Annotated in this window: 25 protein-coding genes, 1 pseudogene and 1 riboswitch; of the genes and pseudogenes, 10 read left to right on the top strand and 16 right to left on the bottom strand. The window is 73.2% G+C overall.

The genetic code is table 11. The features are described from left to right. Window position 1: 1 nt before the first annotated feature. Window positions 2-691 carry a GOLPH3/VPS74 family protein gene (locus tag AC2RP6_RS06245; protein WP_486445258.1) on the bottom strand — a complete coding sequence of 230 codons (690 nt, stop codon included), beginning with the start codon at window positions 689-691 and terminating at the stop codon, window positions 2-4. Between the two features lie 379 nt (window positions 692-1,070). After that, window positions 1,071-2,042: a helix-turn-helix transcriptional regulator gene (locus AC2RP6_RS06250; RefSeq protein ID WP_486445259.1), complete on the bottom strand. Its 972-nt coding sequence runs from the start codon at window positions 2,040-2,042 to the stop codon at window positions 1,071-1,073. Between the two features lie 105 nt (window positions 2,043-2,147). Between AC2RP6_RS06250 and AC2RP6_RS06255 the strand changes: the two genes are divergently transcribed. Next, window positions 2,148-2,816 carry a TIGR03086 family metal-binding protein gene (locus AC2RP6_RS06255; protein ID WP_486445260.1) on the top strand — a complete coding sequence of 223 codons (669 nt, stop codon included), beginning with the start codon at window positions 2,148-2,150 and terminating at the stop codon, window positions 2,814-2,816. 302 nt (window positions 2,817-3,118) lie between these two features. On the opposite strand, the gene AC2RP6_RS06260 is transcribed toward AC2RP6_RS06255, so the two are convergent. Beyond that, entirely contained in the window at window positions 3,119-3,355 is a 237-nt protein-coding gene (locus AC2RP6_RS06260; RefSeq protein WP_486445261.1) for a hypothetical protein, read from the bottom strand. A 659-nt stretch (window positions 3,356-4,014) separates the two neighbouring features. Here AC2RP6_RS06260 and hemC point away from each other — a divergent pair. Next, window positions 4,015-4,947, top strand: coding sequence for a hydroxymethylbilane synthase (gene hemC / locus AC2RP6_RS06265; RefSeq protein WP_486445262.1), 933 nt, complete (start codon window positions 4,015-4,017; stop codon window positions 4,945-4,947). 42 nt (window positions 4,948-4,989) lie between these two features. Here the strand turns inward: hemC and AC2RP6_RS06270 are convergent. Then, a pseudogene (locus AC2RP6_RS06270) lies at window positions 4,990-5,827 on the bottom strand (SDR family oxidoreductase). 93 nt (window positions 5,828-5,920) lie between these two features. Here AC2RP6_RS06270 and AC2RP6_RS06275 point away from each other — a divergent pair. Continuing rightward, window positions 5,921-6,307: a winged helix-turn-helix transcriptional regulator gene (locus AC2RP6_RS06275; protein WP_486445263.1), complete on the top strand. Its 387-nt coding sequence runs from the start codon at window positions 5,921-5,923 to the stop codon at window positions 6,305-6,307. Window positions 6,308-6,400: 93 nt separating this feature from the next. Here AC2RP6_RS06275 and AC2RP6_RS06280 read toward each other — a convergent pair whose 3' ends face one another. From AC2RP6_RS06280 to AC2RP6_RS06295, 4 genes are all read right to left on the bottom strand, one after another. Continuing rightward, window positions 6,401-7,405: a BtrH N-terminal domain-containing protein gene (locus AC2RP6_RS06280; protein ID WP_486445264.1), complete on the bottom strand. Its 1,005-nt coding sequence runs from the start codon at window positions 7,403-7,405 to the stop codon at window positions 6,401-6,403. A 219-nt stretch (window positions 7,406-7,624) separates the two neighbouring features. Beyond that, entirely contained in the window at window positions 7,625-8,005 is a 381-nt protein-coding gene (locus AC2RP6_RS06285) for a hypothetical protein (RefSeq protein ID WP_486445265.1), read from the bottom strand. Window positions 8,006-8,106: 101 nt separating this feature from the next. Further along, a complete protein-coding gene (locus AC2RP6_RS06290; RefSeq protein ID WP_486445266.1) occupies window positions 8,107-8,571 on the bottom strand; it encodes a hypothetical protein in 465 nt (154 codons plus the stop codon). Between the two features lie 245 nt (window positions 8,572-8,816). After that, window positions 8,817-12,044 (bottom strand): AfsR/SARP family transcriptional regulator, encoded by a 3,228-nt coding sequence (locus AC2RP6_RS06295; protein WP_486445267.1) that lies wholly within the window; start codon window positions 12,042-12,044, stop codon window positions 8,817-8,819. A 267-nt stretch (window positions 12,045-12,311) separates the two neighbouring features. Between AC2RP6_RS06295 and AC2RP6_RS06300 the strand changes: the two genes are divergently transcribed. From AC2RP6_RS06300 to AC2RP6_RS06330, 7 genes are all read left to right on the top strand, one after another. Continuing rightward, window positions 12,312-12,977 carry a M15 family metallopeptidase gene (locus tag AC2RP6_RS06300; protein ID WP_486445268.1) on the top strand — a complete coding sequence of 222 codons (666 nt, stop codon included), beginning with the start codon at window positions 12,312-12,314 and terminating at the stop codon, window positions 12,975-12,977. 61 nt (window positions 12,978-13,038) lie between these two features. Next, complete coding sequence (locus AC2RP6_RS06305) at window positions 13,039-13,521, top strand: RNA polymerase sigma factor (RefSeq protein ID WP_486450236.1); 483 nt, start codon at window positions 13,039-13,041, stop codon at window positions 13,519-13,521. A 163-nt stretch (window positions 13,522-13,684) separates the two neighbouring features. Next, complete coding sequence (locus tag AC2RP6_RS06310) at window positions 13,685-14,563, top strand: C40 family peptidase (protein ID WP_486445269.1); 879 nt, start codon at window positions 13,685-13,687, stop codon at window positions 14,561-14,563. Window positions 14,564-14,609: 46 nt separating this feature from the next. Beyond that, the gene (locus AC2RP6_RS06315; protein WP_486445270.1) at window positions 14,610-15,383 is read left to right on the top strand and encodes a M23 family metallopeptidase; all 774 of its coding nucleotides are present in this window, start codon (window positions 14,610-14,612) and stop codon (window positions 15,381-15,383) included. Then, window positions 15,377-15,784 carry a hypothetical protein gene (locus AC2RP6_RS06320; RefSeq protein ID WP_486445271.1) on the top strand — a complete coding sequence of 136 codons (408 nt, stop codon included), beginning with the start codon at window positions 15,377-15,379 and terminating at the stop codon, window positions 15,782-15,784. The genes AC2RP6_RS06315 and AC2RP6_RS06320 overlap by 7 nt, the downstream gene beginning before the upstream one ends. 125 nt (window positions 15,785-15,909) lie before the next feature. Then, complete coding sequence (locus AC2RP6_RS06325; RefSeq protein WP_486450237.1) at window positions 15,910-17,097, top strand: hypothetical protein; 1,188 nt, start codon at window positions 15,910-15,912, stop codon at window positions 17,095-17,097. 46 nt (window positions 17,098-17,143) lie between these two features. Further along, on the top strand, window positions 17,144-17,515 hold the full coding sequence (locus AC2RP6_RS06330) for a peptidase inhibitor family I36 protein (RefSeq protein WP_486445272.1): 372 nt from the start codon (window positions 17,144-17,146) through the stop codon (window positions 17,513-17,515). Window positions 17,516-17,615: 100 nt separating this feature from the next. On the opposite strand, the gene AC2RP6_RS06335 is transcribed toward AC2RP6_RS06330, so the two are convergent. The 8 genes from AC2RP6_RS06335 to AC2RP6_RS06370 all read right to left on the bottom strand — a co-directional run bounded on the left by AC2RP6_RS06335 (window position 17,616) and on the right by AC2RP6_RS06370 (window position 26,953). After that, window positions 17,616-18,293, bottom strand: coding sequence for a peptidylprolyl isomerase (locus AC2RP6_RS06335; protein WP_486445273.1), 678 nt, complete (start codon window positions 18,291-18,293; stop codon window positions 17,616-17,618). 223 nt (window positions 18,294-18,516) lie between these two features. Continuing rightward, window positions 18,517-19,584, bottom strand: coding sequence for a terpene synthase family protein (locus tag AC2RP6_RS06340; RefSeq protein WP_486445274.1), 1,068 nt, complete (start codon window positions 19,582-19,584; stop codon window positions 18,517-18,519). Next, the gene (locus AC2RP6_RS06345; RefSeq protein WP_486445275.1) at window positions 19,571-20,335 is read right to left on the bottom strand and encodes a hypothetical protein; all 765 of its coding nucleotides are present in this window, start codon (window positions 20,333-20,335) and stop codon (window positions 19,571-19,573) included. Before AC2RP6_RS06345 ends, AC2RP6_RS06340 begins: the two co-directional genes overlap by 14 nt. After that, window positions 20,332-20,718: a nuclear transport factor 2 family protein gene (locus AC2RP6_RS06350; protein WP_486445276.1), complete on the bottom strand. Its 387-nt coding sequence runs from the start codon at window positions 20,716-20,718 to the stop codon at window positions 20,332-20,334. The genes AC2RP6_RS06345 and AC2RP6_RS06350 overlap by 4 nt, the downstream gene beginning before the upstream one ends. 41 nt (window positions 20,719-20,759) lie before the next feature. After that, window positions 20,760-21,527: a glucose 1-dehydrogenase gene (locus AC2RP6_RS06355; protein WP_486445277.1), complete on the bottom strand. Its 768-nt coding sequence runs from the start codon at window positions 21,525-21,527 to the stop codon at window positions 20,760-20,762. After that, a complete protein-coding gene (locus AC2RP6_RS06360; RefSeq protein ID WP_486445278.1) occupies window positions 21,524-22,957 on the bottom strand; it encodes a cytochrome P450 in 1,434 nt (477 codons plus the stop codon). The genes AC2RP6_RS06355 and AC2RP6_RS06360 overlap by 4 nt, the downstream gene beginning before the upstream one ends. Before the next feature lie 305 nt (window positions 22,958-23,262). Then, complete coding sequence (metE, locus tag AC2RP6_RS06365) at window positions 23,263-25,587, bottom strand: 5-methyltetrahydropteroyltriglutamate--homocysteine S-methyltransferase (RefSeq protein WP_486445279.1); 2,325 nt, start codon at window positions 25,585-25,587, stop codon at window positions 23,263-23,265. Between the two features lie 180 nt (window positions 25,588-25,767). Next, a riboswitch (cobalamin riboswitch) is annotated at window positions 25,768-25,968 on the bottom strand. A 157-nt stretch (window positions 25,969-26,125) separates the two neighbouring features. Continuing rightward, window positions 26,126-26,953 carry a CbtA family protein gene (locus AC2RP6_RS06370; protein ID WP_486445280.1) on the bottom strand — a complete coding sequence of 276 codons (828 nt, stop codon included), beginning with the start codon at window positions 26,951-26,953 and terminating at the stop codon, window positions 26,126-26,128. Window positions 26,954-26,960 lie beyond the last annotated feature (7 nt).

Below are 26,960 nucleotides of genomic sequence, written 5' to 3' on the forward strand. Positions count from 1 at the left end.
TTCACGGGACGCGCCAGACGTTGGCGAAAGCGGCGTTTTCGATGGACCGGCGCTGGTGTACGGCCTCCAGCTCCATCACCGCGTCGTTGACGCCGGCCAGGACGGTCGTCACGGAGTCGTCGGGAAGGCCAGGCCCGGTCCCGGCCCCGGCGTGGGCTCCGGCACCGCCCTCGGGGACCCCGCCCCCGGTACCCCGGCTGCCCTCGACGCCGTCCACGCCGTCCACGCCGTCCATAGCCCCGATGCCCACGGCGGAGCCGAGGGCGGCGAGGACGGGCTCGCCCTCCTCCCACCGCCCGCGCGCCCGGCGCCGGACGGGCGTGTCGGCCACTTCCAGCCGGTCGTTGCCGAAGGGCAGCAGCCCGCGGCGACCCCGCGTGAGCTGGCCGGCCTCCTCCAGGGCGGCCTGGTACGTCGCCGAGAGGTCCCGGCCCCGGCGCCACAGCCAGTCCTCGACCCGCTCGTACGGCACCTGCCGGGTGAGCGCGGCCACCGCCTCGACCAGGAGGGGGTCGTGCGGCTCGGTCTCGGGGCCGGGGACGATGCGGTCGCCGTCCAGCGACGCGGCCTCCGCGCCGAGGAGGTCGATCAGCTCGGCGCCCGCGAGCGCCAGGGACAGGTCACCCTGTCCGACGGGGCGCTCCGGCTCCTGGTCCATGGCGATGATGAACAGGTCCTTGGCCGTGCTCATGAATGCTCCCCATCAAGGTCGGCGGAAGGCGGCTCCGCGCATCGCCTTCCCGTAGTGACACCAACGCCCGCAACGGCATCCGCGTTCCCCGACCCGCCGGAACCATTCCTGTCCCGGAGCGGTTCGCTCACTCCTCGGTGCAGGGCGAGGAAGCCGAAGGGGCGGTCGAATGCGGCGCTGATCCTGGTGGCCCTGTAGCGGGGGTCGGGCATGCCGCCGGCCGCGCCCAGCGCCGTGAGCGCGGCGGCTTCAGAACCCGGCGCGCCGAAGGCCGAGCGCCCCCGCCGGCTCGGCCCGCGCCGCGCCCTCGGCCCCGTCGGCCAGGTGGGCCGGCAGCGGCCGGAGCCTGGCAGCCGAGAACACCGTGCCGCCCTCCGGCTCACTGGCCGTGGGGTTCGTACGGTGTCTCCCCCGCGTACATCCCGGTCAGTTCGGCGGCGATCCGGGCCAGCCAGTGGCGTACCTCCGGCGGCTCCAGTACCTCGATCCGCGCTCCCAGCCCGGCCAGGTGCCCCGCCAGGGCCTTTGCGGCCGGGCCGTCGACCCACACCTCGGTCCAGCCGTCGGGCAGCGGGCCGCCGACGCGGACCCGGCCGCCGAGGAACCGTTGCAACAGGGCCAGCGCGTCGGGGTGGACGCGGGCTCGGGCGGTGACGGCGGTGATGCCGTCCTGGAAGGCTCCGGACAGCGTCCGCCACGCCGTGGCGAGGTCGAAGTCCGGGGGCCGGGTCACCGGTTCGCCGGTCGGCTCGACGGAGGTGACCCGGCTGAGCCGGAAGGTGCGCAGGCCCTTGTCCGTACCGGCGACCAGGTAGTCGACTCCCGCTTTGGCGACGAGGCCGAGGGGGTCGACGGTGCGTTCACCGGCGGGTTTGCCGACGCCCGCGTACCCGAGGCGGACGCGGATCCCGTCGACGACGGCGCTCTGGAGTGCGGTGCGGTGGGCGGCATCGGCGGTGACGGCGTTGCGGGACCAGCCGGTGGCGTCGACGACCCCCGCCCGGGTCGCGGCCCGGGCCTGCTCCCGCAGGGGCGGTGGCAGGGCCCGGACCAGCTTGCGCAGGGCCGTACGCGTCTCGGGGGTGGTCGACAGGGGGCCGGCGAGGAGGAAGAGCGCCCGGATCTCGTCGGCCGTCAGCCCGGTGAGGTTGGTGCGGGCCCCGCCGACGAGGGACCATCCGCCGCCGCGGCCGCGCTGCGCGTACACGGGGATGCCGGCCGTGGCCAGGGCTTCGAGGTCCCGGCGCGCGGTGCGCTCGGACACCTCCAGTTCGGCGGCCACTTCGGGGACGGTGGCGCGGCCGCGTTCTTGGAGGAAGAGCAGGGTCGCCACCAACCGGTCGGCTCTCATGTGCCCTTCGTCCTCCTTCGTGGGTGCCGCGTCGCCGCGCCCTCCCCACCATTCTCTTCGGAGAACTGGCCAGGAGATGGCCACTTTGCCTTTCAGGATGAACCCATGAACACGACCGAGCAGCTCATCGAGACCCCGTCCGACTCCACCGGTACCAGCGCCGCCGACCCTTCCCCTGCCGCCGCTTCCCCCGCCGCCCCTTCCCCCGTCGACCCGCGGACCGACCTCGCCGCGGCCGTCGAGCTGGCGGGACGGACGCTGGCCGCCGTCCGGCCCGAGCAGTACGACGCCCCGACCCCCTGCGAGGACTTCGACGTACGACGGCTGTCGAGCCACCTCGTGGCCGTCGTGCGCCGGATCTCGGTGATCGGGCGCGGCGAGGATCCGTTCAGCGTCCCGTCCTTCGCCGACGAGATCGCCGACGGCGCCTGGGCGGCGGCCTGGGTACCGGGTGCCCGTGAGGTCGCCGAGGTGTGGGCGGATCCGGGCATCCTCGAACGGGAGCTGCGCCTGCCCATGGGCGTGCTGCCGGGCGCTGCCGCCGCGGCCGTCTACACCCACGAACTCACGGTGCACACCTGGGACCTGGCCAGGGCGACGGGACAGGACCCGGACTTCGACCCGGCCCTCGTCGAGCGCGTGATCGACGTCGTACGCCGCGCCCTGCCGGCCGAGACCCGCGGCGGGCGGGTCCCCTTCGCGGAAGTGGTGGCGGTGGACCCGAAGGCCCCGGCCATCGACCGACTGGTGGCCTGGGCCGGCCGCCGCCCCTGAACGGCCGCCCGAGGGCCTCAGCTTCCCTGGCGAAGGCGGCGCCCGGCCCGGCGGCGGCATCCCCGCGCCGGGCCGGACCACATCAGCGGCGACGGGGCATGCAGCTCACGCCGTCCACCAGGCCGCAAACACCGCTACGGAGTCGAGCGGACGGTCAAACCGGCTCAAACACCACCCTGCCCTCGCGACCCGCTGGCACAAGCGCGCCGATGTCCTCTACGGCACCGTCGTCGCAGCGGCCGGCAGGCTCTGGCCCCGCGAATGACCCACCGGACAGAACCCGGGCCACGTCCTCGCGGAGATCACAGCCATCCGGCCCAGCCGAACGTCACGAGGTAAGCGCGCTTGGCTGCGGCCCACCCGCGACGACCGCCACCGACAACCGCGGCAAAGGCGAAGGCGAAGGCGAACGCCACCGCTCCGCCAACGGTCAGAGCCCACATGGTGCCGCCAAGGGCAGCGACCAAGACCACGAGTGCAACCGTTACGGCGAACCCGGAATGGGCCCCACCGATAGTCACGTGGAACATATCTCGCACGACGCGCCGATCCTCTGCAAGAACCCGCTCGTAAGCGTTCGGCTCTCGCCCCGGACCGTCCTGCTGCCTTCCCTCGCCCCGCTCCACGAGCCTCCCCCTCAACACACCTTGGTCACGCCGAGTCCGGCAACCCCACGGACGCACCAGCCCCGCCACAACGTTGCCTCGCAAGCAACTCCCGATACAGCCCCAAGGGCTGCGGGGCCCACCCGGGTCCGAGGCTGGGCCCACAGCACTACCGAGCGCGTTCGGGACATCGCGGCCGCCGTACTCCACGCCGATGGTCAGCAGCGATGACAGCCGGCAGCCCGGTGCCGCCCGTCGTCGGCCGCTCATCGAGGTGGGGGGCATCCGCGTCCCACGGCGTACGGCGGCACCGCGACGCGAGTGTCGGGCATGTCGATTCCGTGGCCGAGACGGCCAAGGCACCGCCTTCTCCGCAGGGCTCCGTGACGGTCGGACCGTGAAAATCCGGCTGGCAACCACAGGCCGTGGTGACAGGCCCTGTCCATGGTTCTCCTTCGGTGCGAAGCAGTCCGACGGGTCGACGACGAACCCCAGCCCGGCCTGGCCGAGGTCCGGGCCCTCGTCGAGAAGAGCATCAGTCACACCGGGGCGGAGGGACGTCGGGCGGGGGTGAGGGGGACTAGCGTGAGGGTGTGGCCGTTGATGTGATCCGCATCGTCTCCCGCGACTCGCCCATGGCGCTCGCCCAGGTCGAGCGCGTTCGTGCCGAGCTCGCCGTCCTCCGCCCCGGGGTCGAGACCACCGTTCTGCCGGTGAAGACGACCGGCGACATGTGGAGGGGCGAGCTCGGTGTGGTCGAGGGCAAGGGTGCCTTCACCAAGGAGGTCGACGCGGCGGTCCTCGCCGGTGAGGCCGACCTCGCGGTGCACTGCCTCAAGGACGTGCCCGGCGACCGGCCCCTGCCGGCCGGGACTGCCTTCGCCGCGTTCCTCCGGCGCGACGACATCCGCGACGCCCTAGTCCACCCCGGCGGGCTCACTCTCGGTCAGCTGCCGCCCGGTACCCGCGTCGGCACCTCCTCCGTGCGCCGGACCGCCCAGCTCGCCGCCGCTCACCCGCGGCTGGTCTGCGTACCGATCCGCGGCAACGCCAACTCCCGGCTCGGGAAACTCGCCGCGGGTGAGGTCGACGCGCTCGTGCTGGCCGTCGCCGGCCTGCACCGCATCGGCCGCCCCGACGCCATCAGCGAGATCATCCCCGCCGACACCCTCATGCCGCCCGTCGGCGCCGGCATCCTCGCCCTCCAGTGCCGCCAGGACGACGTCGCCCTCATCGACACCGTCGGCGTCCTCGGCCACCCCGACACCCACCGCGAGACCCTGGCCGAGCGCGCGCTGCTGCACGTCCTCCAGGGCCACTGCAACAGCCCCGTCGCCGGATACGCCCGCGTCGAACGCGGGGGCGACCTCTCCCTGCGGGCTTCGGTGTTCACCCCGGACGGCAAGGTCGTCCTCAGCGCCCACGAGTGGGCCGGCCGCCTCGATCCCGCTGCCCTCGGCACCTCCGTCGCCGACGCTCTCCTGCGCCAGGGTGCCCGGGAGGTCATCGACGCCATTCCCCATTGACCGACGGCCGCCGCGCCCGGGGCCCGCGGCGGCGGGAATGGTTCAGCGGAACGCGGCGACGTGGTGGGCGACCCAGTCGGCGAAGGTTCGTGCCGGGCGGTGCAGGACCTGCTGGACGGCGGGGCTGATGCGCAGCTCCGCCTCGCTCGGGGCGCCCAGGATGTCCAGGGTGTCGTCGGCGAGCCGCCGGCATGGTGCGGCTCATGGCGGCCCGGGCCTCGTCGCGGGTGAGGTCGTGGAAGCGCAGTGGAGAGCCGAGGGCGGTGGCGATGGCCTGCGCCTGCTGCCGCGGGGTGATCACTTCCGGGCCGGTCAGCTCGTAGGTGCCGCCGAGGTGCCGGTCCTCCAGCAGGCAGGCCGCGGCGACCTCGGCGATGTCCCGCGGGTCGACGACGGGAACGCCGACATCGCCGAACGGGGCGGCGACGACCCGCTGCGCGCGCACGGCAGGAGCCCACCACAGGGCGTTGGAGGCGAAGCCGCCCGGCCGCAGGACCGACCACTCCATACCGGACTCCCGCAGCGTCTCCTCCAGTGCGCGCACGGCCGTCCGCGTCGGGTCGTACGGCCGCGTCGCCACGCCCTGCGTGGAGAGCAGGACAGCCCGGCGAACCCCGGCGGCCGCGGCCCGGGTGACGATTTCGGCCGGGCCGGCGCCCGGGCCGTGCAGGTCCCCGGACAACAGCAGGAACAGGGCCTTCGCGCCGACGAGCGCGGGTTGCAGGGTGGCGGGGTCGGCGAGGTCGGCTGCCAGGTGGCGCACGCCGTCCGGCACCGGTGCCGCGTGACGCGATACCGCCAGCACCTCCGCGCCCTTGTCCGCCAGGGCCCGCGTCAGCGGCCGGCCCACGTTCCCGGTCCCACCGGTCACCACGATCATGATCAGCTCCTCCGTCCAACTGCCGTGTGTGCACACGACGCTAGGAGAGGGGCTAACTTCTGGTAAGGACGTACCTGTGGGTAAGCTCCGCACATGAGTGGTAGCGCGCAGGTCGGAGCCGGCGGTACGGCGAAGCGGTATGACGTGTTTCACACCGACTGCCCCGCCCGCGACATGGTCGACCACGTGACCAGCCGATGGGGCATCTGGGTCCTGATCTCCTTGCGGAGCAATGACCTTCGCTTCTACGAACTGCGCGAGAGCATCAGGGGCATCAGCGAGAAGATGCTCGCCCAGACGCTCCGCGCGCTGGTCCGGGACGAACTGGTGTGGCGCACGGTCGAGCCGACGACACCGCCTCAGGTGACCTACGGGCTCACCGAGTTCGGCAAGGACATCAGCGAACCCCTGCTCGAACTCTTCGACCGGATCACCCGCCACCTCCCCCCGCGCACCCCCGCCGGTGAGGAACTCGGTTGAGCCGTCAGGGACGGGGGGGGGACCATCCCGGTCGGGGTGTCGCGGAGGCCACCCGGCCCGGGGTCGGGCGGCCGGCCGCGTCAGAGGCGGAAGCTATGCGCGAAGGGCCCGCACCGCCCCGCGTTCCAGGTCCAGACAGCTGTCCACGTGCTCCGCGCACGCGTGGAAGAACGATCGCCGGTCCTCGGCCCCGGCCTCCGCAGCGGCTTCCCGGGCCAGCGAGGCCAGCGCGGACCAGTGACGGGCGGACTCCCTGAAGAGCGCGGCGGCCTCCGGACGTCCGACGAGGTCGAGGAAGTCGGCGTACAGCGGCCGGGTCGCGCCCGGAGCGGTCCACTCCTCCTCCAGGCAGGAGTGCAGCCGTGCGGTGGCGGAGCGGAAGACGGCGGGCGAACCGCCGAAGCGGTGCTCCCAGCCCGCGCCGGAGGTGGTGTCGCGCAGCTGCGCGGCGAGCTTCTCCATGCCGGAGAAACCGAAGTTCACGTCGAAGTCGTTCCCGAGCACGGGGCCGGTCAGGTGCGTGACGGTGGAGGCGATCGCCCCCGCGACGTCCGGCTCTCCCTCGGCGGGTCCGGTGGGCACGATCAGCTGGTGGCGGCCCTTGTGGTGCGCGGTCCAGGCAGCGCCGAACTCTTCCCGGTCGATCCGGTACGCGGTCGGTGCGCCGTCCTCGACGAGCAGGTCGTCACCGTCGTACCCGGCGATGACCACGGTGTAGGGGTCGGCGCCCGTCCGTTCGGCGTCCGGGTCGGCGTCGTGCCACGGCAGCGAGGAACGGTCGACCACGCAGAAGGCGGGCTGCCCTTCGTCGAGCGCGGCCCGCACCCTGCCCCAGCGGGGCTTCATCGCGCGCGTCGCCTCGTACGGGACCCCCAGGCGACCGAGCGCGACCTGCACCCAGGGCTCGGGGTACGCCTGGGCCACGATCCTGGCGAGGGGCGGCCGGCCCGCGTACTCGAAGACGAAGTACATGAAGCCGATCCCCCCGGCCAGGCCGGCGACCAGCTCCTCCTCGTGGACGCCGCCCAGGGCATGGCGAATCAGGGAGGCCTCGCGGTGGCGTCCGGTACCGAAGTCTTCGTACACGAGCACAGTCATGCGGCCAGCCTAGGGGGTGTCCGGCGGGATCAAGATCGGACGGTCCGGGCCTCGCGCAGGGGCTAGTGCGGCGCGGCGGCGAACGAGTCGGTGCCGGCGCAGCGCTGCCGGGCTCGTCGGCCCGGGCGGTGACCGGCCAACGGTCGCGCCCCGGGCTTCCGTGCGGGACGGAGGCCACGGGGCGCGGGCCGTGCGGCGGGGCCGGGCGGGACGGGGCGGTCAGCAGCCGCGGATGCCGGGGGCCGGGTCGGCGCCCACGTTCACGTTGCCGCCCCACATCCACACGTTGCTGTAGATGTGGCCGATGTCGTAGTCGATGACGGTGCCGAAGTACCAGACGTCCGTGGTGTATCCGCCCGCGGTGACGCGCTGGCCCCGGGTGTAGCACTCGACGCCGGCCTCGGTCACCTCCGTCGTGGTGCCCCAGATCCGGCTCCCGGTGTGGGGGGCGTCGCGCAGGTTGCTCCTGGCCTGCACGGTCGTCGCGTGGCCGTCGGCGCCGGAAGGCGCGGCCCCCGCGGTCCCGGCGGCGGCGAGCAGGGAGACGGCCGCGCCGAGCGCCAGTCCTGTCGCCGCCAGCCGAGTGGATCGCTTCGCCATGGTTTCCCCTCTGTCATGAACTCGTGCCGTTCGGCTCTACGACGGAAGGGGCGGCGCGTCCGTATGACCGGGTCGCCGGCCACCTTCACGCGTTCCTCCGCTCAGAACGTGCAGTCGTCGACGTGGGCCAGGTGCTCGTCCCCCGTGATGTAGACGTTGTTCACCCAGCCCCACGGCCCGCTCGGTGACTGCACGTACGTCCACCACCGGCTGCTGTAGCCCGAATCGCTGATGAGCTCTCCCTGCTTCTGGCAGTAGGCGGTCACCGTGGTCCGGGACACCGTTGCCATGACCTTGCAGTTCTGCCGGGAGGGGAAGGTCTTGCACGTTTCGAAGGGGTATCCCGAGTCGGCGTTGCGGACGTTGACTCCGGTCGCCCACACGTGGACCTCGGTGTAGTCCAGCGCCGCGGCCCCCGCCGCGGCGGGCCGCTCGGTCGCCGCGGGCCGCTCGGTCGCCGCGGGCCGCTCGGCAGCCGACGCGGTGGCGGGGCCGGCGAGCGCCGCGGCGGCGACGAGGAAGGCCGTGGTCAGCGCTCGGAGCGTGCGCGGTGATGCGTGGGTCATGGTGGAGCCTCATTTCCGGCGGTGGTCGCGGACGGCGGGTGCCGCGCCGTTCACACCGGCGACGGGACGCGGTCGCCCGTCGTATGAGCGCGGTGCGTCCCGCCCCACGCCCGTGTGCGCCGGGCCGGGTGCCGTGCGTCGTGCGTAGTGCGTCGTGCGTAGTGCGTAGTGCGTCGTGCGTCGTGCGTCGTGCGTCGTGCGTCGTGCGTCGTGCGTCGTGCGTCGTGCGTCGTGCGGTGACCGTCTCAGTGGTCGGGGGCGTCGACGTCCCCCGGCTCCGGGAGTTCCAGCGCTTCGCGGGTACCGAGCCGGCGGAAGACCTCGTACGCCTCCCGCTCGTACGCGCGCGCCGTCCCGGTCCGGCCCTGGGCCAGAGCGGCGCGGGCCAGGTCACGCAGGGTGCGGGCGCGCCACAGCGGCAGCTGCAGCCCGTCCCACAGTCCGAGGGACTGCCGCAGGATCCCCGTCGCCGTCTCCCAGTCGGACGCGGCGAGGTGCCACTCCCCCGTGGTGCGCAGGACGAGCGCCTCGCCGAACACGTCCTGGCGCTTGCGGGTGATCTCCAGGCATCGGTCGAGCCGCTCGCGGGGCTCGCTCATCCGCCCCTGCCGGAACTCGACCTTGGCCAGCGACAGGCTCGCGTACATGACGCCGAAGGCGTCGTCCGTCTCCTCGAAGATGGCGAGGGACTGCCGCAGCAGGGCCTCCGCCGCCGGCAGGTCACCCCGCGCCCGGTGGCACAGGCCCAGTGAGCGCAGCGCGAGCGCCTCGCCGTGCCGGTCCCGGGCGGTGACGTACAGCCGGTGGGCGCGGGAGATCGCCTCCCACGCCTCGTCGTCGCGGCCCTGCTCCCGGTGGACGAACCCGATGCCGTACAGGACGTGGGCCATGGACGAGATCTCCTCCGGCCCCCGGTACTCCTCCAGCGCCGAGGTCAGCAGCGGCAGCGCCTCGTCGAAGCGGGCCTGTTCACGGCGGGCCGCGCCCATGCCGGCCCGCGCGTCCGCGCGGCCGGTGCGGACGGAGCGCTCCTCGAACAGCCGCAGCGCCAGAGCGAAGAACGCGTACGCCTCGTCGAAACGGTCCTGTTCGAGGCGGAGTTGGCCCAGCCCGTTCAGCAGCCAGGCCTCTCCCTCGACGTCCCCGCCCCGGCGTACCGCGGCCAGGGCCACGTCGTGGGAACGGGACCACGCGTCGAACTGGTTGTAAAGGGCCGCGGAGGCGGCCATGAGGGTGGCGGCGAGTTCGCGGGCGGCGTCGAACATGCCGTGGTCCGCGCAGTGGATGACCGCGGCCAGCAGACACGGCTGCTCGGCGGCGAACCACGCGGCCGGCTGGTCCATCAGGTGGGCCGACGCGTCGGCCGGCGCGTCGGCCCACCCGTCGGCGGGCTGGTCCGGTCCGTACGCGTCCTGCTCCGGTCCGTCCGCGGCCGTGACGGGAAGCAGCCGTGCCGCGCCGCCCGGGCCGTGGGCCGCCGCGATGCGGGCCATGTTCAGCCAGCGGTCGACCAGTCTGCGAACCGCCGTGTCCCGGTCCTCCCGGGCCTCGTCGGCGAGGCAGCGCTCCCGGGCGTACTCGCGCGCCAGGTCGTGGATCCGGTAGCGCGTCCGACCCGTCCCGTCGGTGCCCACGACCTCCACGAAGTGGCAGTCCGCGAGTCGTTCGACCGCGTCCTCGGCGGCGTCCTCGCTCACGTCCAGGAGCGGCCCGGCGACCCACGCGGCGAAGTCCGGCAGATCCATCAGGGCCAGGCGGCGCAGGGCGCGCTGCTGCTGTTTGTCCAGGTCCGCGTAGCCCATTCCGAGGCTCGCGCGCACTTCCAGGTCGCCCGCCTGCAGTTCGTCCAGTCGGCGGCGCTCGTCCCTCAGCCGCGCCACGAGCCGCGCCGGCGCCCAGTGGGGCCGGGCGGCGAGACGGGCACCGGCGATGCGGACGGCGAGCGGAAGCCGGCCGCACAGCGCGACGATCTCGGCGGCCCGGTCGGGGTCCAGCGCGGGCCGGGCCGGACCGGCGACACGGGCCAGCAGGGCCAGCGCCTCCGTCTCGGACGGCACCCCCAGATCGAGGTGGGCGGCGCCCTCCAGCGCGACGAGCCGGCGGCGGGCGGTGATCAGGACGGCCGAGCCGCCGCCCGGCGGGAGCAGCGGGCGCAGCAAGGCCTCGTTGACAGCGTTGTCGAGGACGAGCAGGACCCGGCGGCGCGCGATGTGCGTGCGGTACAGCCCGAGGAGGTCCTCCTCGTCGCGCGCCGGGGTCTGCGGGTCCACCCCGAGGGCACGCAGCAGTCTGGCCAGAGCGTCCGCGGTCCGCACCGGCTCGGAGTCCGAGGCGCGCAGGTCCACGAAGAGCTGTCCGTCGGGGAAGAGCGCGGCGGTGCGATGTCCCACGTGGACGGCGAGGGCGGTCTTGCCGGTGCCCGACCGGCCGGAGATCACCACGATGGGCGGCGCGGTGCGCTGCGGGTCGCGCACCTCCTGGAGCAGGGCGGTCACCCAGGCCGTCTGTCGGGTACGTCCTACGAAGTCCGCCGCGTCGGGCGGAAGTTGGGAGGGCGCCGGTGACCCGGTGCCGTCGTGCGGAAGCCCGGCGCGGCCGATTGCCGGCGCGTCCTCGTCCGAGCCCGGGTGCGCCGCCGCCGGTGCGGTTCCGGGTCTCTTCCCGGCGGGCGCGGCCCGTCGGGCGGCGGGCGCCCCGAGCACCGTCGTGTCCGCCCGGAGCAGGGCCTGGTGCAGTGCGCGCAGTTCCGGGCCGGGGTCCGCGCCCAGTTCCGTACGGAGCAGGCGGCGGCCGTCGTCGTAGCAGCGCAGGGCGTCGGACATCCGGCCCGTGCGGAACAGCGCGGTCATCAGCTGGCCGCGCGGGCGCTCCCGGAGGGGGTGTGCGGCGACATGGGCGACGAGTTCGGAGACGAGGTCCGCGCGCCGGTCCAGGTCCAGTTCGACGGAGAAGCGCAACTCCTGTGCTTCCAGGCGCAGTTCCGTCAGACGCATGGCCTCGACGCGGGCGAAGGACTGGCCGAGCCCTTCCAGCGCGTCCCGGCCGCGCCACAGGCGCGACGCCGTCTGCAAGGTCTCGACGGCCTCCTCGGCCCGCCCGTCGGCGGCGGCCCTCCGGCCGGCCGCGAGCGCCTTCTCGAAGCACCGGGCGTCCACGGCGGCGGGCGGGAACTCGGCGACGTACCCCGGGGAGCGGGTGCGGATGGCCTCCGCGCCCGCCGTGCCCGCCAGGGCCCGGCGCAGCCCGGAGACGTGCGACGCGACGAGCGCCCGCGCGGTGGCGGGCGGCTCCTCCTCCCAGACCAGATCGACCAGCCGCTCGACGGACAGCACCTCACCGAGATGCACGGCGAGCGCCGCGAGGATCGCGGTCGGCTTGGCACCGTTGAGCGCGATCCGCCGTCCCCCGCTCACCACCTCGACCGGACCCAGCAGGCGAAGGTCCACCCTGTCCCCCGATTTCACGTTCCGCATGCGGGGCAACGTGTCGGCCCCCACCGAGGTGCACGCCCGCCACCCGACCTCCGGTTTCACGGATCGCGGATGTGGCGCAGGGGTGGCCGAAAGCCGTCGGATCCGCCGATACGAATGGCCCGTTCCCGGCGTCCCGGCCGGCGGTGCACGTGTCCCGGCCGGCGGTGCGGGCGTCCCACTGGGCGATGCAGGCGTCTTGGTCCGGGCTGCATGCGTCCTGCAGCGGATCTGCATCGATCCTGCAGCGCCCGGCTCGACGCTGTGAGCGTGACGGACATCATCCTTCTCTCGGACCCCCGGGTCGCCGCCCAGCGTGTGAGCGAGAACGGTGAACCCCTGCTCGACGCCCGGGGGGTCGCCGGACTGCGGGTCGACCCGCGGAAGACCGACCCCGACGGCTCGTTCGCCCATCTGCGGGCCGACGTGCTGCGCCGGCTCCTGCTGGCACAGGAGGCGCTGCCCCCGGGCATCCGCCTGCTGATGGTGGAGGGCTTCCGGCCGCCCGCCCTGCAGCGCCGCTACTTCGACGAGTACGCGGCGACGCTGCGCACGGCGCACCCGGACGCCGGACCGGACCGCATTCGCGATCTGGCCAGCGCGTACATCTCGCCCCCGGAGGTCGCCCCGCACGTCAGCGGCGGTGCGGTCGATCTGACGCTGTGCACCGACGACGGCGCCGAACTCCCGCTCGGTACGGAGGTCAACGCCACCCCCGAGGAGAGCGGGGGCGGCTGCCGCACCGCCGCGCTCGACATCGGCGCCGACGCCCGCGCCAACCGGGCGGCGATGGGGCGGGCCATGACGGGCGCCGGGTTCGTCAACTACCCGACCGAGTGGTGGCACTGGTCCTACGGGGACCGGTACTGGGCGCTCCTGACCGAAGCGCCCGCGGCCAAGTACGGCCCCGCCTCCCTGAGCCCAACCACAGTCTGAGACAGCCGGACCCCGGGGGAACACCGTGGAGACCACGAGCACGACCGCAGTCACCGACCACATGACCGCCACCGAGTTCGACGAGGCGTTCACCGCCGTGATGCCGCGGCTGCGGCGCCGGCTGCTGGTTCTGACCGGCAACCCGCACGACGCCGACGACCTGCTGCAGGAGACGTACCTGAGGCTCTCCCGCCGGGCACGTGCCCACACCCTGGCCCGCCAGCAGCAGCCGTACGCCTACACCTGCGCGGCGGCGCTGAACCTGCTGCGTGACCTGTGGCGGCACCCCTCGCGCCAGGAGCGCTGCACCGACCGGCTGCCGGAACGCGGCTGGGACGGCGGCTTCGCCGGCCGGGAGGCCGAAGCGGTGACGGCCGCGCTGCTGCGCGGGCTGTCCCCCAAGGAGGCGGCCGCCGTGATCCTGGTCGACATCGAGGGTCTGACGCACGACATGGCGGGGGAACGGCTCGGCGCGCACCGCGGCACGGTGCAGCGCAACCGCATGCGCGGCCACGCCAAGATCCGCGCGGCCCTCGCCGCATAGCCCCCCGACCACGGAACGAGCCGACCCGGCCGACTCCAGGACGGCGCCCGCCCGTATGCCCGCCCGCACGCCCGCACGCCCGCACGCCGCCTGCCCGCCGGCACTCCCGTACGACACCCGAACAGGACCGCGTACCTCTTCTCGACCCACCCAGGGGGAATCCATGCACCGTGCCCACCGCACCCTCGCGACGGCTGGAGGGCTGCTCCTGCTCACCACCGCACTGACCTGCACCGGCACGGCGGCGGCCGCCCCGCCGCCGGTCCTCCCGGCGGCCGTCGCCGCCGCGGACTGCCGTCCCCTGGCGGACGCGTCGGCCCAGGCGCAGGCGATCGTCAACGCCGCTTGCTCACAGATCGGGGTGCCGTACTCGTGGGGCGGCGGTTCCGTCCACGGGCCGACGTACGGCCAGGACTACCCCGGCGGCGGCCCCGGCGCCCACGACAGCCAGGTGAGGGGCTTCGACTGCTCGCACCTGGTGCAGTACGCGGCCTGGCAGGGAGCGGGCATCAGCCTGCCCGAGGGGACGTGGAACCAGGCCCGGTGGAGCGGCGCCACCGCCCGGTTCACCCGCGCCCAGGGAACCGCTCCGTTGCAGCCGGGCGATCTGCTGCTGTGGGGCTCGGACCCGGCCAACCTCGGCAGCGTGCACCACATCGCCGTCTACCTCGGCAACGGCACGATGGTCGAGGCCCGGGAGTCGGGGACGCTCGTGAAGGTCAGTGACGTACGGCTGGACTCCCAGTACGCGGGCGCCCTGCGCATCACCGGCGGCCAGCAGCCGCCCGCGGGCACCAAGCGGTTCATGACCTGGGGCACCGACGTGGGCCTCCGCCCCGACGCCAGTACGCGGCAGCCTCCCGTCACCCGCCTGCCCGCACCCACGGCCGTGGACGTGCTCTGCCAGGTGCACGGGCAGATGGTCACCGCCGAGGGCTACAGCAACGACGCCTGGTCGTACCTGCCCAAGTACAAGGCCTGGATCTCGAACATCTACATCAACGACCCGGCGGCCTGGCTGCCCGGCGTTCCCACCTGCTGACCCACCGTTCACCCACCCACACCTCGCCCATCAAGGAGATTCCGCCATGCGCACACCGAAGCGCACCCACTCCATCGGCCTGCTCGTCGCCACGGTCGCCGCGGCCGGGCTGGTGCCGCTCACGGCCGGCCAGGCCGCCGCCGCCCCGCCCGCCAAGGCCACCGGCTACGCCGGCTCCTGCCCGACCGCCGGCACGGTGACCCAGGGATGGCACTCCGGCCACGACGGCGTCGACATCGCCAACAACCGCGGTACGCCGATCTACTCCACCGGGCCCGGCACCGTCATCGTCTCCGGCCCCGCCAGCGGCTACGGCCAGTGGATCCGGATCAAGCACGACGACGGCACCGTCACCGAGTACGGCCACATGTACGAGCGCCTCGTCTCCGTGAACCAGCGGGTGAGCGGCGGTCAGCTGATCGCGCGCATGGGCTCCGAGGGTCAGTCCACCGGACCGCACCTGCACTTCGAGGCGCACGCCTCCACGGCCAGCACCCGCGGCATGGACCCCGGCCCGTACCTGGCCGAGCGCGGCGTCAGCCTGCCCTGCACCCCGGGCAGCGGTACACCGGGTACGAACTTCAGCACCTGGGGCACATCGGTCCGGGTGCGCACCGACGCCCGCCTGAACGCGGCGGTCGTCCGCACGCTGACCGGACCGACGCCGGTCTACGTGCAGTGCCAGAAGCGCGGTGACTCGGTCACCGCCGAGGGCTACACCAATGACGCCTGGTCCTACATCCCGGCGCTCGGCGGCTTCGTCTCCAACATCTACATCGACCACCCCGACGCCTGGCTGCCGGGCGTGGGCACGTGCTGACCACGGCCCGAGCCGGTACGAAGGGCGCCGCGGCGGCGGCTCTGGCCGCCGCCCTGCTCCTCTCGCCCGGTGTCGCCTCGTCCGCGCGGGCCGCCGACTCGGCGCCCTGCACCCCGGACCGGAACTATCCGGGCACGTTCCTGTGCCAGTTCTGGGGCTCGAACGTCAACCTGCGTTCCGCCCCGGATCCGCAGGCTCCCGTCAGCGCCACGTCGCCCGGCGGCGGCGTGCTCAGGGTGCGGTGCCAGGTGAAGGGCGGCCGTGCGACCTACGGCGACTACTGGCACACGTGGTGGGTCAAGACCCCGGCGGTGGGCATGGCGCAGCCCTCGTACATGAGCGAGATCTTCCTCGTCGGAGGCGGCGACGACGAGCCGGACTCGGGTCTGCCGAACTGCTGAACCGCAGCCCGCGCCGCACCGGATGCCCCGGGACCGCGACGGCTCCCGGGGCGTCCGGCGCCACCTCCCGCTCTGCCCGTTCCTGGTTCCCCGCTCCCCTCCCGACGATCCCGAGGACGATCATGATGACCTTGAGCAGCTCACCGCGCGGAGTGCGGGCGGGTGCACTGACCGCCGCTCTCGCCGCGCTCCTGTGCGCCACCGCGACCACCGTCTCCGCCGCCTCCGCCGCCTCCGACGGGTCCCCCGCGGCGCGCCCGGCGGCGGCGCGGGCCGACGTCCCCGCCGGGGTGACGGCGGGCGTCGCCGTCTTCGACCGCCAGACCGGCACCTTCACCGAACAGCTGAACACCGCGACTCAGTTCAGGTCCGCGTCGGTCGTGAAACTCCTGATCGCCCTGGACGTGCTCTGGAACCGGAGCCCCGACGCCCTGTCGGCCACGGACCGGGCCCGGATCGACACCATGCTGCGCGGCAGCGACGACGCGGCCGCCAGCACGTTCTGGGCGAACAACGGCTCGGGGGCCATCGTCGACCGGATGGTCGCCCGGCTCGGACTGACGGACACCGCCCGGCCGCCGTCCACCCACCCCGGCTACTGGGGCTACACGGCCCTCTCGGCCCGTGACACCGTGAAGATCTACCGCCACCTGCTGGACTCCGCCCCGGCGGCGACGCGCGACTACCTCCTCGGTGACCTGCGGCAGTCCACGCGCTGCGCCACCGACGGCTACGACCAGCACTTCGGCATCGCCGGCTCCTTCAACCGGCCCTGGGCCGTGAAACAGGGCTGGTCCGGCTTCAGTTCGGGCGGCTGCACGGCACCGGGCGCGACGGCCGCGAAGACCGCCGGGGCCACTGACGCCCCTGCGGCTCCGGCGGCCGCAGACGCCGTCGACCTCTCCCGTCCGGCCCTGCACACGACGGGCGTGGTGGGCGCGGGCGACCGTGCCATCGTGGTGGTCTTCACCCTGCACCCCGCCGGAACGTCCTACGGCAAGGCCTACACGGACATCGGGCGGCTGACCCGTTCGCTGAACGTCCCCGGCGCCTCCCGCCCCGCCGGCACATGGGTCGGCACCTGGGGCAGCGGGGTCCGCGTCCGCACCCAGGCGACGACCACCTCCGGCGCGGTCACCACGCTGCCGGCCGGAGTCGAAGTCCTGGTCGGCTGCCAGAAGCGCGGCCAGCAGGTCAGCCAGCCGCCCTACGTCAACGACTGGTGGGCACAACTGCCGCAGTACGGCGGCTACATGACCAACATCTACCTCAGCGTGCCGGAGAACCAGATCCCCGGAGTGCCGGTCTGCTGACCGGGCGGCGTGCTGCGAAACGACCCTTCGAACAAGGAGAACTGCCATGAACAAGCGCACACTGGGAGCCCTCGCCGCCGCCGCGGCGATCACCGGAGTCCTGGGGGCGGCACCGACCGCCTCGGCCGCGGAGGTACCGCCGGGCTGCGACAGGGGCTACTTCTGCATCTACTCGGGTGACTACGGGACGGGGCAGCTGCTCCTGAAGTCGGCCGGCAACTGGTCGGGCAGCGTCACCGGCCGGTCCATCTTCAACAACGGGGCGCCCTATCCCGGCTTCGACCACATCCAGGTCGAGTGGAAGGGCATCGGCAGCGGCTCGGAGTGCGTCCACTTCTACCCCGGGCCGGGCGATTACGGCATCAGCTTCAACCACAACGCCGTCATCACCAAGGTGACGTGGCGCGGGGAGTGCTAGGACGCGTCCTCGGATCGGGCTGCGGGGCCCTGCGTGATCCGAGAGACACGCCCCGGGCCCTCACCCGGCACGGCATGGCATGGCACGGCGTCGCGGTGCGTCAGTGCCGGCAGGGCCGGACGCGCAGCAGCTCGGTCCGCAGCACGGGTGCGCCGTCGACCGGCGCCGGGTCCTCCGCGGTCGGCGCGACGCCCCCGGCGGCGACCTCGTCGAGTGTCGTGAGGCCCTCGGCGCCGACGGTGCCGAACACCGTGTAGTTCGGCCGCAGGGCGGAATCGCCGTAGACGACGAAGAACTGCGAACCGTTCGTGTCCGGACCGGCGTTGGCCATCGCCAGCAGCCCCCGCCCGTAGAGGCGGCGCGTACCGGTGGGATCGGTGGGGGCGGGCGGCAGGTCCACCGGGAGCTCGTCCTTGTACTTGTACCCGGGCCCGCCCTCACCGGTGCCGGTGGGGTCGCCGCACTGGAGCACCTGCAGCGTCGGATACGCCGTCAGGCGGTGGCACACCGTGCGGTCGTAGAACCCGTGCCGTGCCAGGTGCAGGAAACTCTGGACCGTGCACGGCGCCTTGGCCCGGTCCAGGCGCAGCGGGAGCGGCCCCCGGCTGGTCGGCACGGCCATGTCGACCGTGCCCCGGCTGGGGGTGCGCCGCGGATCGGGCGGCAGGGGAACCCGCCGCGCCGGCGGCTCGTCCGGGGTCTGCGTGTACTGGCAGGGCCCGTGCGTGGTCCGCGGCGGGACGCCGTCGGCGGCGACGGCGACGCTCCCCCCGGACACGACTAACGCCACGGCTGCGAATGCGCTGATCCATGCACGGTTCATCCTGCACGCCCTCCCGATGATCGCCAGGTCTCGAAGCGGTCGCAGTCTAGGCCGCGGGGCGCTCGCCGGGAGGGAGACTTCCGGCCGACTGTGAGGGCCCGGCAGAGAGGCGCCGTGCTCCCCGGTCGGTGCGATCCGCTGCTGGCGGGGAGATGCACCGTCCGCCGAGGTCGCCGGGTCAGAGCGCCCCGGCGGTTCTGAGCCGGTCGGCCAGGGCCAGCAGTTGGTTGGGGTGCTCGGTCTCGGTGAGGCGCACCGTCGTGGAGTACCGGTTGGTGTCCCGCAGTTGCCACTTGATGCCCTCGTAGAGCCAGTCCTCGAGGATCTGCAGGTACACGGCGACGTCCTGCCGTCCGGCGAGGGCCGGGTCGGGTGGTCCCTCGGCGGAGTGGAAGCTGCTGCGCATGGCGGTGAACTCGGCGGCGGCCCGGTGGTAGCGGGCGGCGGCCCGGGCGACGTTGAGCCGCAAGTCGCCCCCGTGTTCCTCCTGCAGGGACAGGACGAGGTTGTCCCGGATCCCCCGGAGCAGATCGGCCTTGAGGCCGATGATGTCGTTGGCGAGTGCGATGCCCAGCGTGCTGGCCCGCCCGGCGCCCACCAGGAACGGATGCCGGACCACCTCCGCGGGGATCTCGATGCCGTAGGAGTGCTCGGCCAGCGTGAACACCGGCCGTGCCGCGGTGGCCAGCGGCCGTAACTCCTTCGCCTCCGGAAAGGGGGTCACCTGGCCGGTGCGCACCAGGACGGCCTCGTGGGCGGCGGTGTTGAGATAGCCGCGGAGTTCGGTGCGCAGCCGCCTGCGCCACGCGGGCGAGGTGTCCTTCCGGAGCTTGCGCCAGATGCCCCGCAGGCTGCGGGTGAGGGGCAGGTCCGGGGCGCGTACGTCCTCCTCGTCGTCGGCGAACCAGGTGTGGACCGTGTCCGTCACGGCGGTGACCTCGTGCGGCGGGAGGTGGCGCCCCAGCTGTTCGGCCCAGTCGTCGTAGACGAACAGCCACATCATGAGTTCGCCGTAGGTCTCGTAGCGTTGCCGTGAGACGGCCCCCGGTATCACGTACGCGCACATCGTGCCGATGCGCTGCGTCTCGTAGAAGTCGCGGGCCGCTGCCGTCGTCAGCAGGTCCGTGTCGCACGCGAAGCCGATGACGTGGTCGTCGAGGTCGCCTCCCCACGGCGCTTTCCGTTCTCCCGGTACGAGCCGCAGCTCCGGGAGGTCCGGCAGCCTGGTGATCTCATGCGTGGGCACGGGGCTCCTCGGTGGCGTGACGGTGGCGGTCCAGGGCTCTGCGGGCGGCGCACATGCCCGCGTCGGTGGCCGACGAGAACCACAGCTCGTCGGGCGTGGCGCCGGGCACCGTCGCCGGCAGCCGCATGGGTGCCGCCGACGGGACTCCGGTCGCCGGGAACAGGTGCAGCGGATGCCGGCCGACGAGTCTTCGCACGGCCCGTGCGGTCCGCTCGAATCCTGCGAAGTCCACGATGATGAGGGCCAGTTGACTCCGCCACGCGCACCGACGCAGCAGCAGCGCCACCCATACGGGTACGACGAGCGCGTCGGCGGTGGTCGTACGGCCCGGGTTGCGGATCACCGCAACGCCGCGGGAGCGTCCGGTGGGGTCGAGCTCGGCCAGGCAGAGGCGGGCGGTCGTGATGAAGCCGCGCACGAACCGGTCGTCCATGCGGGTCGTCAGTACGGGATCACGGGGGCCGGCGGCGGTCCGTCCGTCGGCGTCCCGGCGGTCGAGGACGGTGATCAGGCCGAGGTTGGGGTGGGCGGGATCCGCCAGTTCCAGGTGGGCGTGGGTCGACCAGCCCGGCTTGCGGTGCGCCGGACCCAGTCGGACGGCGAGCCCGAAGAGGTGCCCGCCGTCGGTGTCGAGTTCGTAGGAGTGGGCGGACAGCCCCTCCAGCGCAGGTGCGGCGGCCGCCCGGCCGAGGGCCGTTCGTGCGGCGTCCGCCGCGGACCGGGTCCAGTCCGCTCTGCGGCTGCCGGTCACAGTGCCGCTACCGAGGCCGGGTCCTTGTAGTAGACGTCGACGTCCAGGACCAGCCCGGCCCGCACCGTGTAGATCTCGGCCGTGGTGGTGTCCAGGAGGTTGCCCGATGCCCGGGAGACGAAGCGGGCCCGTGCGTTGAGGAGGACGCGGTCCTCGCCCACCGGCCACATCTCGATCTCCCCGATGCGGACGTCGTAGTGCGTGAAGATGGCCGAGTACATCGCGGCCAGGCCCTCCCTCCCGTGGTAGTCGCCCGAGTAGGGCAGTCCGGGAACGGTGCGGAAGGTGGCCTCGGGATGGACCAGGGCGAGGGCGTCCGTGAGGGCGCCGGCCCTGACGGCCGTCATGAAGGTTTCCATCACCTCCATCGGAGCGTGCGGCACGGCGTCGTCCTCCTCGGGGGGTCGTGGATCGAAGGGGGCGGTCACTGGCACGTCCAGCCGCCGTCGACGGGCACGGCCTGGCCGGTGACGAAGGAGGAGCGGTCGCTGCACAGCCATGCGGCCGCCTCCGCGATCTCCTCGGGCGAGGCCAGCCGGCCGGCCGGGGTGTGAGCTACGGCGTCCTGCTCCGCGATGACCCCGGCTCGCATGGCGGCGTCGAGCAGGGGTGTGCGTACCGCCCCGGGGCAGATGGCGTTGACGCGAACACCGTGGTGGGCGTATTCAAGGGCGGCCTGCCTGGTCAGGCCCACCAGACCGTGTTTGGCGGCGAAGTAGGCGGACTGCGGCGTCGCGCCGAGCCCTACCAGGCCGGCGATGGACGCGGTGTTGACGATCACGCCGCCCTCCTGCCGGAGCATCTGGCCGATCTCGTGCTTGAGGCAGAGCCACGCGCCGGTGAGGTTGACCCGCAGCACGTGATCCCAGTTCTCCCGGGTCGACTCGTGCAGCGGAGCCGTCGCTCCGTCGACACCTGCGTTGTTGAAGGCGCAGTCGAGTCGCCCGAAGGCCCTGACCGTCGCCCGGACCAGCGCGGCCACCTCTTCCTCGGAAGTGATGTCGGTACGGACGAACATCGCGTCGCCACCGCCCTTCACCACCTCCTCGGCCACTCGCCGGCCGCCCTCGGTGTTGACGTCGGCGAGGACCAGTCGGGCGCCGTGCGCACTGAAGACGCGAGCGGCGGCGGCTCCGATCCCGCCCGCCGCACCCGTGATGAGCACGGCTTTCCCCTCCAGCATCGGCTTCATCGCGGACTCCTCGTGGTCGGGTGCGGCGACTGCGGACGCCGCGCTTCGACCCGCATGCGCAGGTTCCGCGGGTAGAGGCTGGCGCTTCTGGCGGGCGTGACAGGTGGTCCGGGTGCGTGCCGCAACGTCCAGCGCGAAGCGATGTCGGCCACGGTCAGGGTGACCTCGGCGATGGCGAACGCGTCGCCGATGCACTTGCGGCTGCCGCTGCTGAACGGGATGAACGCCTGCCGGTCGGGCCGTGGGCGCGTGGGGAGCCAGCGGTCGGGGTCGAACCGTTCCGGGGCTTCGAACCGGTCGGCGCGGCGGTGGAGGATGTAGGGGCTGTAGACGACGGTGGTACCGCGGGCGATGGGGTGTCCGCCCAGGTGGGTGTCGGCCGTGGCGGTGCGGGTCAAGAGCCAGCCCGGCGGGTAGAGCCGAAGTGTTTCCGTGACGATCCGGCCGGTCAGCCCGAGCCGGGGCAGGTCGGTGTGGCGGGGGCGGCCGCCGCCGAGGACCGTGTCGACTTCGGCGTGCAGCTCGCGTTCGACGTCGGGGTGGGCGGCGATCAGGTGCAGCGCCCAGGCCAGTGCGGAGGCGGTGGTCTCGATGCCGGCCAGCAGGAACATCAGCGTGTTGGCGACGACCTCGGACGCGGAAAGGCCTTCGTCCGCCGTCACGGAGGTGCCTTCGCCGGCCGACACCAGCGCGGCCAGCAGGTCCCCGGCGCGACCGGGATCGGTCCGGCGCCGGGCGAGCAGCGACTCCACGACGGTGTGCAGCCGGGCGTTCGCACGCCGGTAGCGGCGGTTGGCGGGAGTCGGCAGGCGCAGCAGCGGACGCGGGGTCAGCAGGCGCCGGTACACGCTGTCGACGACGGTGGTGACGTCCCGGCGGAGCGCCTCGTGGTCGGCCCGCCCCGGCAGAGCGCTGGAGAACATCGAGGCGAGCAGGACCCTGGTGGTGAGGCCGGTCATCTCGGCGTACACGTCCAGGACCTGCCCCGGCTGCCAGGCCGCGGTCACGTCCGCCGTGTGCTCCGCCATCCGGTCGGCGTAGCCGGGGATGCGCTCATGACGGAACGCCGGCTGGGCCAGCCTCCGCTGGCGCCGGTGCTGGTCGTGCGGGCACAGTCCCAGGCCGTCGCCGATCACCTCCCGCAGCCGCTCGATGAGTTCGCCGCCCTTGTCGAAGGTCTTGTCGTCCATCAGGACGTGGTGCGTCGTGGCCGGATCGCACACCACCACCGCCCGGATCGGCCCCAACCGGATCTCGACGACGTCACCGCACGCGGGGAGCGCGGCGAGGAACGCCAGCGGACTGCGCACCAGCGGGATGACGTGGCCGAGGAGCGGCAGCCGCCCGGGCGCCTGCGGAAGGGGCGGGAGCATCGGGGCTGCGGGGGAAGCGTACGGGTGGTCGGGCGGCGGTTCCGGCGCGGTGCCCAAGGCTCGACCTCCAGGAAGGGCTCACTCGATCGTGATGGCACGCCTCGTCGACGAGGCCCCGCCGGATCCCGAGGGCGGTCGATTCGGAGAAGTGCGTTACGCGTTGGGAATTCCCGAAGAACGCAGAGCTGGTTCGCCCGGACATGGTGGCCAGCGGCCTCCACTCCCGTCAAGACCCTCCCGGCCGCTGGTCCGGCCCGGCGTGGCCGGCCACGTCAAAGCGCCGAAGACACCGAAGACACCCATGGGTTCACGGCCGGTCGCGGGCCGGCGCCCCTGAGGACTCCGGCCCGCGACCGGTGTCGTCAGGACCCGTCGGTCGCGAGTTCCGTGCGGATCTCCCGGGCGGCGGTGACCAGGTTCTCCAGAGAGGCGCGGGTCTCCGTCCAGCCGCGGGTCTTCAGGCCGCAGTCGGGGTTGACCCACAGGCGCTCGGCCGGGATGGCCTTGAGGCCGGTCCGGAGCAGGTCCGCGGCTTCCTCGGCGGAGGGGACGCGCGGGGAGTGGATGTCCCACACGCCCGGGCCGGCCTCGCGGGGGTAGCCGTGGGCGGCGAGTTCGCGCGCCACCTGCATGTGGGATCGGGTGGCCTCCAGGCTGATGACGTCCGCGTCGAGGTCGTCGATGGCCTGGACGATGTCGCCGAACTCGGCGTAGCACATGTGGGTGTGGATCTGGGTGTCCGGACAGACCCCGCTGGTGGTGAGCCGGAAGGACTCCGTGGCCCAGGCCAGGTATGCGGCGTGGTCGGCGGCCCGCAGCGGGAGCGTCTCGCGCAGGGCGGGCTCGTCGACCTGGATCACCGGGGTACCGGCGGCCTCCAGGTCGTTCACCTCGTCGCGCAGCGCGAGCGCGACCTGGCGGGCGGTCTCGCCGAGCGGCTGGTCGTCGCGTACGAAGGACCAGGCGAGCATGGTGACCGGACCGGTCAGCATGCCCTTCACCGGCTTCGAGGTCAGGGACCGGGCGTACGAGGTCCAGCGCACGGTCATCGGTTCGGGGCGGGAGATGTCCCCCGCCAGTACCGGCGGGCGGACGTAGCGGGTGCCGTAGGACTGGACCCAGCCGTGCTGTGTGGCGAGGTACCCGGTGAGCTGCTCGGCGAAGTACTGCACCATGTCGTTGCGCTCGGGCTCGCCGTGCACCAGGACGTCGATGCCGGTCTTCTCCTGGAAGGAGATCACCTCTTCGATCTCGTCCTTGATGCGTGCCTCGTAGCCGGCCGTGTCGATGCGGCCGGCGCGCAGGTCGGCGCGGGCCACGCGCAGCTCGTCGGTCTGCGGGAACGATCCGATGGTGGTCGTGGGCAGCAGCGGCAGGCCCAGGTGTGCCCGCTGGGCGGCGGACCGCTCGGGGTAGGGCTGCGAGCGCCGTCCGTCGGCGTCCGTGATGGCCGCGGCGCGGGCCCGGACCGCGGGGTCGTGGGTGAGGGCCGAACTGGCGCGGGAGGCCAGGTCGGCGCGGTTCGCGGCGAGTTCCGCGGCGATGGCGTCCGTGCCCCGGGCCAGACCGCGGGCCAGGGTGGCGATCTCGGCCGTCTTCTGGCGGGCGAAGGCGAGCCAACGCCGGATCTGCGGGTCGATGTCCCGCTCGGCGGCGGCGTCCAGGGGAACGTGCAGCAGGGAGCACGACGCGGCGACGTCCAGCTGGTCGGCGAGACCGAGGAGGGTACCGAGGGTGGTCAGGGACTTCTGGTGGTCGTTGATCCAGATGTTGCGTCCGTTGACCACACCGGCCACCAGGCGCTTGCCGGGGAGCCCGCCGACGGCGGCGAGGTCGTCCAGGTTCGCCGCGCCGGCCTCGGTGAAGTCGAGGGCCAGGCCCTCTACAGGTGAGGCGGCCAGGACCTGGAGGGCCTGGCCGAGGCGGCCGAAGTAGGAGGCGACCAGCAGCTTGGGCCGGTCGGTCAGCGCGCCGAGGTCGCGGTAGGCGCGGGCGGCGGCGTTCAGATCGGCCGGAGTGCGGTCCTGGACCAGGGCGGGCTCGTCCAGCTGCACCCACTCGGCGCCGGCCGCCCGCAGGGCGGCGAGGACCTCGGCGTACACGGGGAGCAGCCGGTCCAGGAGCGTCAGCGGCTCGAAGTCGGCGGCCACGCCAGGAGCGGGCTTGGCCAGCAGCAGGTAGGTGATCGGGCCGACCAGGACCGGTCGTGCGGTGTGCCCGAGGGCGAGGGCTTCACGGAGTTCCGCGACCTGCTTGGCGGGGTCCGCGGTGAAGACGGTGTCGGGTCCGAGCTCGGGGACGAGGTAGTGGTAGTTGGTGTCGAACCACTTGGTCATCTCCAGCGGTGCCACGTCCTGGGTGCCGCGCGCCATGGCGAAGTAGCCGTCGAGTGCGTCGGCCGCGACCGCGGCCCGGTGGCGGGCGGGGACGGCGCCGACCATGACGCTGGCGTCCAGCACGTGGTCGTAGTACGAGAAGTCACCGGTCGGTACGTCGTGGAGGCCGGCGGCGGCGAGCTGCTGCCAGTTGGAACGGCGCAATGCGGCTGCGGTCTCCCGGAGGGCGTCGGCGGTGACGCGGCCCTTCCAGTAGCCCTCGACGGCCTTCTTCAGTTCGCGGTTCTGGCCCTGGCGGGGGTAGCCGTACACGGTGGCTCGTGCTGCCGCGGCTGCGGGCTTCGCTGTCACGGAACTCTCCTTCGCGAGATGTGTCCAGGAACATCCCGGCGACGGGACGCGGACGCGAAGGGAACGACGGAGCGGGCGGACCACGCCGCGGGGACGATGCCGCAGCTGCCGCTCGCTGTGTACGCCGACCCGCCCACGAGGTCACCGGGATGTCCGCACGCGGAATCGTCCGCACGCGGGCAACGGGCAGGTCTTCGGACTCGCGGGCACGCCTGCCGGTCTCCCGGCGGGCACCTACTGGCCGTCGCTTCCCAGGACCGTTGTCCGGTCCCAGTGCGTATGACGGCGGTCGTTCCCGCTCACCGCTGCGGGGCAGTCCCGGATTCCCACCGGGTTCCCTCTTACGACGCATCCCGCCTGGCGGACGGGGCGAACCAGCTGCACCGGCCACCCTAGGCGGATTTTCCGAAGCGCGAGCAGAACCGTCCACATTGCGGACCACATGATGGACAGAGGGACGTGGGCCGGGCAACGAACAGAGCCCTGCCGCTCCGGATTTCGGGGGCGGCAGGGCTCTGCAGGTGGTGCTGTGCGCGGATCAGCCGAGGGCGGGCACCTGCTGCCGGGCCGTCACTTCCGCGTCCTCGGTCCGCGTGGCGAGGAGTTTCTGGGCGAGGGCGCCGAAGACGATGGCGAACACCGTCCACAGGACGAGTTGGACGGCCAGGGAGGCGATCCGGAACTCCCACAGCAGGGCGGCGGGGAAACCGGGCTGGACGGCGTCGCTGTTGTCCGGCAGGAACACGAACGCCAGGGCGGTGGCGACGACGAAGGCGCCGGCCGCGGTGAGTGTCGCGTTCCAGTTGCCCAGGCGGGGTGCCAGTCGTCGCCCGAGGATGATCGCGCCGACGCCGAGCAGCACGCTCAGCAGGATCATCAGGAAGAACAGGGTGGTGCGTTGTCCGATCGTGTCCGGGTTGCCGACCGCCGGCGGGGTGGCCGGGTACTTGAGGAACGGTACGAGGTAGACGAGGGCGAACGCGCCCGCGCCGGTGAGCGCGGCCGTGGCCCGCGGGCTGAACCCGCCGACGCGGCCGAGGGCGAAGGAGAACGCCAGGGAGGCGATGCCGCCCAGCGCGACCCCGTAGACCAGGACGCCGGTGGCCAGGCCGGCCGTCGACTGGACCGGCCGGCTGACGAGTTCTTCCTCCTCCTCGGCGGCCGCGTCCGGCGCGGCCGCGCCGCCGTGACCGGCGTGACCGGCCGCGGGAGCCGCTTCCCCGGCGGCCGCGGCCTCCTCGACGGCGATGGAACCGCGGACCGGGGGCTCACCGACCACATAGGCGACGGCGAAGGCGAAGAGTCCGGCGATCAGGCCCGCGAGCATGCCGCGGACCAGGAGACCTCTGACAGTGGAGGCGTACATGTGCGCG

Source organism: Streptomyces sp. WAC03905 (assembly GCF_057371075.1).